This window comes from Rhodoferax sp., assembly GCF_028689305.1.
GTDB lineage: Bacteria > Pseudomonadota > Gammaproteobacteria > Burkholderiales > Burkholderiaceae_C > Rhodoferax.
Window position 1 is genome coordinate 12,008 of the sequence record NZ_JAQTWM010000063.1, and the last position, 10,305, is coordinate 22,312.

Sequence of the window (10,305 nt, forward strand, 5' to 3'; positions counted from 1 at the left end):
TATGACCGTCTGGCCGGCATGCTGCGCGAACAAGGCTACAGCGCCCAGGAGGTCGACGCCGTGCTGGCGCTGCGCCCGCAGCGTCTGGGGGACGTGGCCAAGCGGCTCGCAGCGGTGCGCGCCTTTGCCGCCTTGCCCGAGGCGCCCGCGCTGGCTGCGGCCAACAAGCGCATCGGCAACATCCTGAAAAAGGCCGACGAGGTGGATGCCCATGTCAATCCCGAGTTGTTGCAGGAACAGGCCGAACAGGACTTGTTTGCCGTGTTGCAGCGTTTTGTGCCCGAAGCCAATACGCTGTTTGCGGCCGGCGACTACACGACGGCCTTGCAAACCCTGGCGGCCCTGCGCGGCCCGGTGGATGCGTTTTTTGACGACGTGATGGTCAACGCCGAAGCGCTGGATCTGCGCCTGAACCGGCTGGGCCTGCTCAAGACCCTGCACCAGGCCATGAACCGCGTGGCGGATCTGTCGCGGCTGGCGGCCTGATGGCAGCCGAGGCACTGCCATGACGCCGATCAAACTGGTGATTCTGGACCGCGACGGCACCATCAACCACGACAGCGCCGAGTTCATCAAGTCGGCCGACGAGTGGGTGGCGCTGCCTGGTGCGCTCGAAGCCATTGCCCGCCTGAACCAGGCCGGCTGGCATGTGGTGGTGGCGTCCAACCAGTCCGGGCTGGGGCGCGGCCTGTTTGAGGTGTCCGACCTGAACGCCATCCACGCCAAGTTGCACCAACAGCTCTCGGCCTTGGGCGGGCGCATTGATGCGGTGTTTTACTGCCCGCACACGCCCGATGACGCCTGCGCCTGCCGCAAGCCGGCCGCCGGGCTGTTTGAGCAAATTTCCGAGCGTTACGGCATGGACCTGAAAGGGGTGCCCGCCGTGGGTGACTCGGCGCGGGATCTGGTGGCCGGTGTCGCCCTGGGCTGTGAGCCGCATCTGGTGCTCACCGGCAAAGGGCTGGCCTACAAGGGCCGCAGTTTGCCGGAAGACTTTCCGTCACAGACCCAGGTCCATGCTGATCTGGCCGCTTTTGCCGACCATCTGCTGGCGCGTGAGGCCGACGCCGGTTGAGGCGATCGGGGGTGGGTTCCATGCCGGTTTTGTTTGCTATGGAAAATGTAGCTATTTGTCCTTTGTTTATCTGGGCTGGAGCCCTGAAAAGCTTGTGATCTCTTTGATTCGTTCTGTCTTGCATCTGCTCTGGATGGCCATCACCGTGGTTCCCTGGACGCTGGCCGTCATCCTGGTGTCGCTGGTGGCCTCGCGCAATGCCGCCTGGTGGGTGGCGGTGAACTGGTTCCGGGTCGTGATGTGGGGCACCCGGGTGATTCTGGGTGTGCGCATGGAGGTGCAAGGGCTGGACAACCTGCCGCTGGGTCGCACCAGTGCGGCGGTGCTGCTGTCCAAACACCAGTCCACCCTGGAAACCCTGTGGCTACCGACCCTGATGTCGCACCCGCTGGCCTTTGTGTTCAAGCGTGAGCTGTTGAAGATCCCGTTTTTTGGCTGGTCGATGGCGCGGCTGGACATGATCCACATCGACCGCGAATCGCGCGCCGCCGCCATGAAACATGTGATCGAACAAGGGCGTCGGCTGTTGTCGCAAGGCACCTGGGTGATCATGTTCCCCGAAGGCACCCGCATACCGCGTGGGCAGGAGGGAACCTACCAGACCGCGGGCACCCGGCTGGCGGTGGAAAGCGGCGCACCAGTGGTGCCGATTGCCGTGGCCACGGGCCGCTGCTGGCCGCGCGACCGGTTTGTCAAACAGCCGGGGGTGGTGCGGGTGTCGATTGGCCCGCCCATGCCCAGTGAGGGGCGCGACCCCAAGGCCCTGATGCGTGAAGCCCAGGCCTGGATCGAGGCTGAGATGCGCCGCATCGACCCCGAGGCCTACCGTTAACACCTGGTTCGCCCGCCATGCATCCGCTGCTGCGTTTCACGCTGGATTTGTTTGAGCCAAATCCGGCGCCAGCCCAGGTGGAAAAAGCACCTGTTGCTATCAAAAATGTTGTGGAATTCCGGCACCCGAAAGCCAGCCGCGAGCTGCGCCTGGGGGGCGCGCTGGTGGCTTACCAGTTCCAGCGCGGCCAGCGCCGCAGCATCGGCTTCAGCGTCGGGGCCGATGGTCTGGCCGTGCGCGCCCCCAAATGGGTGACGCTGGTCCAGGTGGACGCCGCCGTGCAGGCCAAGGCGCCCTGGATCTTGCGCAAGCTGCAGGAAACCCGCGAACGCCATGCCCGTCTGGCCGAACACGTGATTGACTGGCGTGATGGTGCCCGCCTGCCTTATCTGGGGCAGGCCTTGACCATTCGGCTGGAACCCGGGCATCGTTTTGGCGCCGGTGGGGCCGAGTTGCTGCCGGCGGGTGACCCCGCCGACGAGGTGGCGCCGACCGCCGTGCTGCGCCTGAGCCTGCCGCACGGCGCCAGTCCCGAACAAATTCGCGACCGCGTGCAGGCCTGGTTGATGCGTCAGGCCAGAACCCTGTTCCAGCAGCGGCTGGACCACTATGCGCCGATGCTGGGTGTGCAGTGGCGCAAGCTGGCGCTGAGCAATGCCGGCACGCGCTGGGGCAGCGCCAGTGTGGATGGTTCGATCCGGCTGAACTGGCGGCTGGTGCACTTCAGGATGTCGGTGCTGGACTACGTGGTGGTGCACGAGCTGAGCCACTTGCGCGTGATGGACCATAGCCCACGCTTCTGGGACACCGTGCGTTCGGTGGTGCCGGACTACGCGGCGCTGCGCCAGCAACTCAAAAGCGAAGTCGCGCCACGCTGGGACCTGTGACGCGCGTCACGCCGGGGCCTGTTGCGAGCGGCGTGCACATGGTTTGGATGGCGCGGATTTGCGCCATAATTGACGTTTACGTTAACGTCAATTGCGGCGCCTTCACCCCATGTCATCCACCTACAGCATCAGCGACTTGGCCAAAGAGTTCGATTTAACCACCCGGGCCATGCGGTTTTATGAAGACATGGGCCTGTTGCAGCCCGAGCGCACCGGCCCAGGCGGACGCAATCGCATCTACAGCGGGCGCGACCGGACCCGGCTCAAGCTCACGCTGCGCGCCAAGCGCCTGGGCCTGAGCCTGACCGAGGCCAAAGAGATCATCGACATGTATGACAGCCCGCGCGACACCGAGTCACAGTTGCGCAAGTTCCTGCAGGTGCTGGCCTCCCACCGGCAGCAGCTGGAGGACCAACTGGCCGAGGTGCAGGCCAATCTGGACGAGGTCAAGGTGCATGAAAAAGAGGCCCGTGCCTTGTTGGCCAAATCGGCCAAGGCGGCACCCGCGGCCCGCCGCAAGACCCCGGACACGGGGGCGTTGTCATGACGGCGCTGTTTTTGCGCGTGCAGCAAAGCTTTCTGCGCCAGGGCATGATGCAGCATCTGGCTGCCCGCCTGACCAAGGTTGAGCACGGGCTGGTGGAGATCATGCTGCCGTATTCCGACAAGGTGACCCAGCAGCAGGACGGTTTCCATGGCGGTGCCATGGGGGCTGTGGCTGACATCGCTGGCGGTTATGCCGGCCTGACCGTGGCACCCGAAGGCATGGAGGTGGTCACGGTGGAATACAAGATCAATTTCCTGGCCAGCTTCCAGGGCGGCGAGCTGCGTGCCACCGGCCGTGTGGTCAGGGGGGGCAAACGCATCATCGTGACCACGGCCGAAGTGGTGCATGTGGACGATGCCGGCAAGACCTCACCCTGTGCCGTGATGCAGCAGACCCTGGTGCCGGTGCCCAAGACTTACTGATAGCCGCTTTCCCTCCAACATCATTATTTTTCAGGAGACAAACCATGAACAACCTGCCCGGACTCAACTTCCAGCTTGGTGAAGACATTGATGCCTTGCGTGACGCCGTGCGCGAATTTGCCCAGGCCGAGATCGCGCCGCGCGCGGCCGAGATCGACCGCAACGACCAGTTTCCCATGGACTGCTGGCGCAAGATGGGCGAGCTCGGCGTGCTGGGCATCACCGTGCCCGAGCAGTATGGCGGCGCCAACATGGGCTACCTGGCCCACATGGTGGCCATGGAAGAGATCAGCCGCGCCAGCGCCTCGGTCGGCCTGTCCTACGGCGCGCACTCCAACCTGTGTGTCAACCAGATCAACCGCAACGGCAGCGACGCGCAGAAGCAGAAATACCTGCCCAAGCTGATTTCCGGCGAACACGTCGGCGCCCTGGCCATGAGTGAACCCGGCGCCGGCAGTGACGTCATCAGCATGAAGCTCAAGGCCGAGGACAAGGGCGGCTACTACCTGCTCAACGGCAGCAAGTTCTGGATCACCAACGGCCCGGACGCCGACACCCTGGTGGTCTACGCCAAGAGCGAGCCCGAGCTGGGCGCGCGCGGTGTCACCGCCTTTTTGATCGAGAAGGGCATGCCCGGTTTCAGCATCGCGCAGAAGCTCGACAAGCTGGGCATGCGCGGCAGCCACACCGGTGAGCTGGTGTTCAACAACGTGGAAGTCCCGGCAGAAAACATCCTGGGCGGACTCAACAATGGCGCCAAGGTGCTGATGAGCGGGCTGGACTACGAGCGCGCGGTGCTGACCGGCGGCCCGCTGGGCATCATGCAGGCGGTGATGGACAACGTGGTGCCCTACATCCACGACCGCAAACAGTTCGGCCAAAGCATCGGCGAATTCCAGCTGATCCAGGGCAAGGTCGCCGACATGTACACCGTGCTGCAGGCCGGGCGCAGCTTTGCCTATACGGTTGCCAAGAACCTGGACCTGCTGGGCGCCGGGCACGTGCGCCAGGTGCGCAAGGACTGCGCCTCGGTCATTTTGTGGTGCGCCGAAAAAGCCACCTGGATGGCCGGCGAGGGGGTGCAGATCTATGGCGGCAACGGCTACATCAACGACTACCCGCTGGGCCGTCTGTGGCGCGACGCCAAGCTCTACGAGATTGGTGCCGGCACCAGCGAAATCCGGCGGATGCTGATTGGGCGCGAACTGTTTGCGGAAACCTGCTGATGGTGGCGTGCCAGCCCGCCGGCCAGGTCCGGGGACAATCAAAAAAGCAGGCCACCAACACTTAACCAGGAGACCCCGCCACATGACCGATCTTCAACACCTGCTGGACAACAACCGCCTGTGGGCAACCCGCATGGAGACCCAGCGGCCCGGGTTTTTCAAGGCGCTGGCGCAGCAGCAGGCGCCCAAATACCTGTGGATCGGTTGTTCTGACAGCCGGGTGCCGGCCAATGAAATCACCGGGCTGGACCCGGGTGAGGTGTTTGTGCACCGCAATGTGGCCAATGTGGTGGTGCATTCGGACCTCAACGCGCTGTCGGTGATCCAGTTCGCGGTGGACCACCTCAAGGTGGAGCACATCATGGTGGTCGGACACTACGGCTGTGGTGGCGTGCTGGCCACCTTGCGCGGCACCCGGGTGGGGCTGGCCGACAACTGGCTGCGCCATGTGCATGATGTCAAGCTGCGCCATCGCCGCCGGCTCGACCACCTGAGTGTGGCTGAGCAGGAAGACACCCTGTGTGAAATGAATGTGATCGAGCAGGTGGGCAACGTGGCCTTGAGCAACGTGATGCAGGACGCCTGGGCCCGAGGGCAAAAGGTGACGGTGCATGGCTGGTGTTACGGCCTGAAAGACGGCATGGTGAAGGACCTGGGGGTCAGCATGCGGGGCAGCCATGAGGTCGTGGAGGTGTTTCGCAATGCGTTCAAGCGTTATCCTCGTGGTGAGATGATCTGACACCCCAACAAGAGAGCCCCCCATGTTCCCGACCCGCCTTGACTCCACGGTTGCCTACGAGATTGCCAAAGCCATGATGGACGGCTTCAACCGCCATTACCGCCTGTTTCGCACCGAGTCAGCCCGTGCCAAACACCGGTTCGAGACCGCCGACTGGGCCGGCCAGCAGCGTGCCCAGCGCGAACGTATCGAGTTTTATGACCTGCGGGTGCGTGAATGCTCCAACCGGCTGGAGCGCGAATTCAAGGCTGGGGAGCAGCCGATGAACATCTGGCACCAGGTCAAGCTGCATTACATCGGCTTGCTGGTGGACCACCACCAGCCCGAGCTGGCCGAGACCTTTTTCAACTCGGTCACCACCAAGATACTGCACCGCAGTTATTTCCAGAACGACTTCATTTTCATCCGCCCGGCGGTCAGCACCGAGTACATTGAAAACAGCGAAAACGAAACCCGCCCCACCTACCGCGCCTACTACCCCAAGGCCAACAACATGCAGGCGGTGCTGCTGCAGATGGTGCGCGACTTTGACCTGCATTGCGAGTTTCAAGACCTGGAGCGGGATGTCGCCCTGGTGCTCAAGGCCATCATGCCGCTGCTGGGCCAGGCCAAGTTACACGCCAATTTCCAGATCCAGGTGCTCTCCAGCCTGTTTTACCGCAACAAGGGCGCCTACATCGTCGGCAAGATGATCAACGGCTTTGTGGACGTGCCGTTTGCCTTGCCGATCCTGTACGCCAAGGGCGGGAATCAGCTGGTCATCGACGCGCTGCTGCATGGTGAGGACGACCTGCATGTGTTGTTCAGCTTTGCCCGGGCCTACTTCATGGTCGACATGGAGATTCCCAGTGCCTACGTGCAGTTTTTGCGCAGCATGATGCCGCGCAAACCGCGCAACGAAATCTACAACGCGCTGGGGCTGGCCAAACAGGGAAAGACCCTGTTCTACCGGGACTTTCTCTATCACCTGCGCCACTCCACCGACCAGTTCCGCATTGCGCCGGGCATCAAGGGCATGGTCATGCTGGTGTTTGACCTGCCCAGCTTTCCTTATGTGTTCAAGGTCATCAAGGACTTTTACCCGCCGCCCAAGGACACCAGCCGCGAACAGATTCAGAGCAAATACCTGCTGGTCAAGCAGCACGACCGGGTCGGGCGCATGGCCGACACGCTGGAATACAGCGAGGTGGCCTTCCCGCGCCAGCGCTTCACCGACGAGCTGATTGCCGAGATCGAAAAATTCGCCCCCAGCCAACTCGAGATCAGTGACCGGGACGGTGACGGCCAGACCGAAGTCATCCTGAAGCATGTCTACATCGAGCGGCGCATGATTCCGCTCAACATCTATTTGCAGGACGCTTTTGATGCTGGTGGCGCCGACCCCGGCAACACCAGCCCGGCTGCGCTGCGTGCGCGTGAACAGCTTGAGCGCGGAGTCATTGAATACGGCAATGCGCTCAAAGACCTGATTGCCGCCAACATCTTTCCCGGCGACATGTTGTGGAAGAACTTCGGCATCACGCGCCATGGCAAGGTGGTGTTTTATGACTACGACGAGATCGAGTACATCACCGACTGCCATTTCCGCAAGGTGCCGGCCCCGCGCTGCGAAGAAGACGAGTTGTCGGGCGAGGTCTGGTACACCGTCGGGCCGCGCGACGTGTTCCCCGAGACCTTTGGTCCGTTCCTGCTGGGCAATACGGCGGTGCGCGAGGTGTTCATGAAACACCATGCCAACCTGCTGGATCCGGCGTTCTGGCAAAAGAACAAGGACCGCATTCTGGCCGGTCACATGTTTGATGTGTTTCCGTATGAACAGAGCAAACGTTTCCACCCCGATCCCGTCAACTCCGAGCTGCCAGATTCGATTTGACGGGGGCCAATGCCGCATTCACTGATTTACTTGAAAGGACTCAAAATGACTGACAACATCGTGATCGTGGGTGCCGCCCGCACCCCCATGGGCAGCTTCCAGGGCGACTTCTCGGCGCTGGCCGCGCATGACCTGGGTGGGGCGGCCATTGCCGCCGCCGTGGCCCGCGCCGGGGTCAGCCCCGAGCGGGTCAACGAAGTGATTTTCGGCAATTGCCTGATGGCCGGCCAGGGCCAGGCGCCAGCGCGCCAGGCCGCGCTCAAGGGCGGGCTGCCGCTGAGTGCCGGTGCGGTCACCCTGTCCAAGATGTGTGGCTCGGCCATGCGGGCTGCCATGTTTGCCAACGACATGCTGCAGGCCGGTACCGCTGAGGTGCTGGTGGCTGGCGGCATGGAGAGCATGACCAATGCGCCCTACCTGCTGCCCAAGGCCCGCGGGGGTTACCGCATTGGCCATGACCGCATTTTTGACCACATGATGCTCGATGGCCTGGAAGACGCCTACGAACCGGGCCGCTCCATGGGCACCTTTGGTGAAGACTGCGCCGCCAAGTACGGCTTCACCCGCGAGCAGCAGGACGCCTTTGCCACCACCAGCGTGACGCGGGCGCAGGCGGCCACGGCCTCGGGCGCCTTTGCTGCCGAGATCACGCCGGTCACGGTCAAAGGCCGTGCCGGTGACAAGGTGATTGCCATTGACGAAGGCCCGGGCCGGGTCAAACTCGACAAGATCAGCAGCCTCAAACCTGCGTTCAAAAAAGACGGCACCATCACCGCGGCCAGCAGCTCCAGCATCAACGACGGCGCTGCCGCGCTGGTGATGATGCGCGAAAGCACCGCGGCCAAGCTGGGCTGCAAGCCGCTGGCCCGGCTGGTGGCGCATGCGGTGCACGCGCAGGAGCCCAACTGGTTTGCCACCGCCCCGATTGGCGCTGTCAACAAACTGCTGGCCAAGACCGGCTGGAGCGTGAGCGACGTGGACCTGTGGGAAGTGAACGAAGCCTTCGCTGTGGTGCCGATGGCGCTGATGCATGACCTCCAGCTCAGCCACGACATCGTCAACGTCAACGGTGGCGCTTGCGCCCTGGGCCACCCGATTGGCTGCAGCGGCGCGCGCATCATGGTCACCCTGATGTATGCCTTGCAGGCGCGCGGCTTGAAACGCGGTGTCGCCACGCTGTGTATCGGGGGCGGTGAAGGAACCGCTGTGGCGTTGGAAATGCTATAAATAGTGAAGCATACAGTGCAATCAATACGTGGGATAAGGCCTTGTTTGATGCTGAAAAGCAGCCAGGTGCCATGACTGTTTTTGTCATCGGCGCATCCCGTGGCATTGGCCTGGAACTGGTGCGCCAGTACCTGCACGCCGGGGACCGCGTGATTGCCACCGCCCGGGATGAGGCGGGGCTGGCGCACCTGCGTGAGCTGGGGGCACAGGCCATCGGGCTTGATGTGGCCAACCCCGCCAGCGTCAGTGGCCTGAGCTGGGTGCTGGATGGCGAGAAGCTGGACCTGGCGCTGTACGTGGCGGGGGTCTTTTCGGCTGATGGTGCCAACTCGCCCCCGACCCAACCCGCCTTTGATGCCATGATGCACACCAACGTGCTCGGTGCCATGCAGGCGCTGCCGCAGGTGGCGCCCTGGGTGGAAGAAGCGCACGGCCAGTTTGCCTTTCTGTCCAGCGACATGGGCCAGATCGGCGGCACCAGCAGCAGCCGTGGTTGGATCTACCACGTGAGCAAGGCGGCGCTGAACATGGCGGTGGTGGCGGCGCAGCCCGACTACCCGCGGGCGCAGTTTCTGCTGATGCACCCGGGCTGGGTGCAGACCGACATGGGCACCGCCGCCGCCCCGCTGACCGTGCAGGACAGCGTGAGCGCCATGCGCCAGACGCTGGCCGCGCACAAGAGCCAAAAACCCCTGCATGGTTGCCAGGACGTGCCTTACCTGCGCTGGGATGGCACACCGTTGGGCAGTTGGTAAGTTGATTTTTTAAAACCGGAGCATTGGATGCTGTTGACCCAAGACCAGGAAATGGTGCGCGACGCGGTACGCGCTTTTGCCCAAACCGAGCTGTGGCCCCACGCCGCCCAGTGGGACAAGGACCACACCTTCCCCCAAGCTGCCCACCAGGGCCTGGCTGCGCTGGGCGCTTACGGCATCTGCGTGCCCGAAGAGCTGGGCGGTGCCGGGCTGGACTACCTGACATTGGCGCTGGTGCTGGAGGAAATCGCCGCGGGTGACGGCGGCACCAGCACCGTGATCAGCGTCACCAACTGCCCGGTCAACGCCATCCTGATGAAGCACGGCAACCCCGCGCAAAAGAAGCAGTGGCTGGAGCCGCTGGCGCAGGGCCAGCTGCTGGGCGCGTTTTGCCTGACCGAGCCGCATGTGGGCAGCGACGCCTCCAGTCTGCGCACCACGGCGGTGAAAGACGGCGACGTCTACGTCATCAACGGGGTCAAACAGTTCATCACCAGCGGCAAACATGGCGACGTGGCCATCGTCATCGCCGTCACCGATAAGAGCGCTGGCAAGAAGGGCCTGAGCGCCTTTCTGGTGCCGACCAACACCCCGGGTTATGTGGTGGCACGGCTGGAAGACAAGCTGGGCCAGCACAGTAGCGACACGGCGCAGATCAACTTTGACAACTGCCGCATCCCGGTCGACAACCTGCTTGGCCGCGAAGGGGATGGCTACGGCAT

Annotated in this window: 12 protein-coding genes; all 12 read left to right on the forward strand. The window is 63.3% G+C overall.

Translation table 11 applies throughout. The features are described 5' to 3' along the window. Positions 1 to 486: DALR anticodon-binding domain-containing protein (locus PHW99_RS12860; protein WP_300178060.1), on the forward strand; the 486-nt coding region annotated here is incomplete at its 5' end. 19 nt (positions 487 to 505) lie between these two features. Beyond that, complete coding sequence (gmhB, locus tag PHW99_RS12865) at positions 506 to 1,075, forward strand: D-glycero-beta-D-manno-heptose 1,7-bisphosphate 7-phosphatase (protein ID WP_300178063.1); 570 nt, start codon at positions 506 to 508, stop codon at positions 1,073 to 1,075. 97 nt (positions 1,076 to 1,172) lie between these two features. Beyond that, positions 1,173 to 1,907, forward strand: a complete 735-nt coding sequence (locus PHW99_RS12870) for a lysophospholipid acyltransferase family protein (RefSeq protein ID WP_300178098.1) — start codon at positions 1,173 to 1,175, stop codon at positions 1,905 to 1,907. 17 nt (positions 1,908 to 1,924) lie between these two features. Next, a complete protein-coding gene (locus PHW99_RS12875) occupies positions 1,925 to 2,794 on the forward strand; it encodes a SprT family zinc-dependent metalloprotease (protein WP_300178066.1) in 870 nt (289 codons plus the stop codon). 109 nt (positions 2,795 to 2,903) lie between these two features. Further along, complete coding sequence (locus PHW99_RS12880) at positions 2,904 to 3,341, forward strand: MerR family DNA-binding transcriptional regulator (protein WP_300178069.1); 438 nt, start codon at positions 2,904 to 2,906, stop codon at positions 3,339 to 3,341. Further along, on the forward strand, positions 3,338 to 3,763 hold the full coding sequence (locus PHW99_RS12885) for a PaaI family thioesterase (RefSeq protein WP_300178072.1): 426 nt from the start codon (positions 3,338 to 3,340) through the stop codon (positions 3,761 to 3,763). The genes PHW99_RS12880 and PHW99_RS12885 overlap by 4 nt, the downstream gene beginning before the upstream one ends. 44 nt (positions 3,764 to 3,807) lie before the next feature. Continuing rightward, entirely contained in the window at positions 3,808 to 4,989 is a 1,182-nt protein-coding gene (locus tag PHW99_RS12890; RefSeq protein ID WP_300178075.1) for an isovaleryl-CoA dehydrogenase, read from the forward strand. 82 nt (positions 4,990 to 5,071) lie between these two features. Next, complete coding sequence (can, locus tag PHW99_RS12895; RefSeq protein ID WP_300178078.1) at positions 5,072 to 5,728, forward strand: carbonate dehydratase; 657 nt, start codon at positions 5,072 to 5,074, stop codon at positions 5,726 to 5,728. Between the two features lie 22 nt (positions 5,729 to 5,750). Then, a complete protein-coding gene (gene aceK / locus PHW99_RS12900) occupies positions 5,751 to 7,601 on the forward strand; it encodes a bifunctional isocitrate dehydrogenase kinase/phosphatase (RefSeq protein WP_300178081.1) in 1,851 nt (616 codons plus the stop codon). Positions 7,602 to 7,646: 45 nt separating this feature from the next. Beyond that, positions 7,647 to 8,828, forward strand: a complete 1,182-nt coding sequence (locus tag PHW99_RS12905) for an acetyl-CoA C-acyltransferase (RefSeq protein ID WP_300178084.1) — start codon at positions 7,647 to 7,649, stop codon at positions 8,826 to 8,828. Between the two features lie 71 nt (positions 8,829 to 8,899). Then, on the forward strand, positions 8,900 to 9,583 hold the full coding sequence (locus PHW99_RS12910) for an SDR family oxidoreductase (protein ID WP_300178087.1): 684 nt from the start codon (positions 8,900 to 8,902) through the stop codon (positions 9,581 to 9,583). Between the two features lie 27 nt (positions 9,584 to 9,610). Beyond that, positions 9,611 to 10,305, forward strand: a 695-nt coding sequence (locus PHW99_RS12915) for an acyl-CoA dehydrogenase family protein (RefSeq protein WP_300178089.1), incomplete at its 3' end; no start/stop codon positions are given.

Coding starts and splice junctions, on each gene's coding strand:
- gmhB (WP_300178063.1), top strand. CDS start 506: ATGACGCCGATCAAACTGGTGATTCTGGACCGCGACGGCACCATCAAC.
- PHW99_RS12875 (WP_300178066.1), top strand. CDS start 1,925: ATGCATCCGCTGCTGCGTTTCACGCTGGATTTGTTTGAGCCAAATCCG.
- PHW99_RS12880 (WP_300178069.1), top strand. CDS start 2,904: ATGTCATCCACCTACAGCATCAGCGACTTGGCCAAAGAGTTCGATTTA.
- PHW99_RS12885 (WP_300178072.1), top strand. CDS start 3,338: ATGACGGCGCTGTTTTTGCGCGTGCAGCAAAGCTTTCTGCGCCAGGGC.
- PHW99_RS12890 (WP_300178075.1), top strand. CDS start 3,808: ATGAACAACCTGCCCGGACTCAACTTCCAGCTTGGTGAAGACATTGAT.
- can (WP_300178078.1), top strand. CDS start 5,072: ATGACCGATCTTCAACACCTGCTGGACAACAACCGCCTGTGGGCAACC.
- aceK (WP_300178081.1), top strand. CDS start 5,751: ATGTTCCCGACCCGCCTTGACTCCACGGTTGCCTACGAGATTGCCAAA.
- PHW99_RS12905 (WP_300178084.1), top strand. CDS start 7,647: ATGACTGACAACATCGTGATCGTGGGTGCCGCCCGCACCCCCATGGGC.
- PHW99_RS12910 (WP_300178087.1), top strand. CDS start 8,900: ATGACTGTTTTTGTCATCGGCGCATCCCGTGGCATTGGCCTGGAACTG.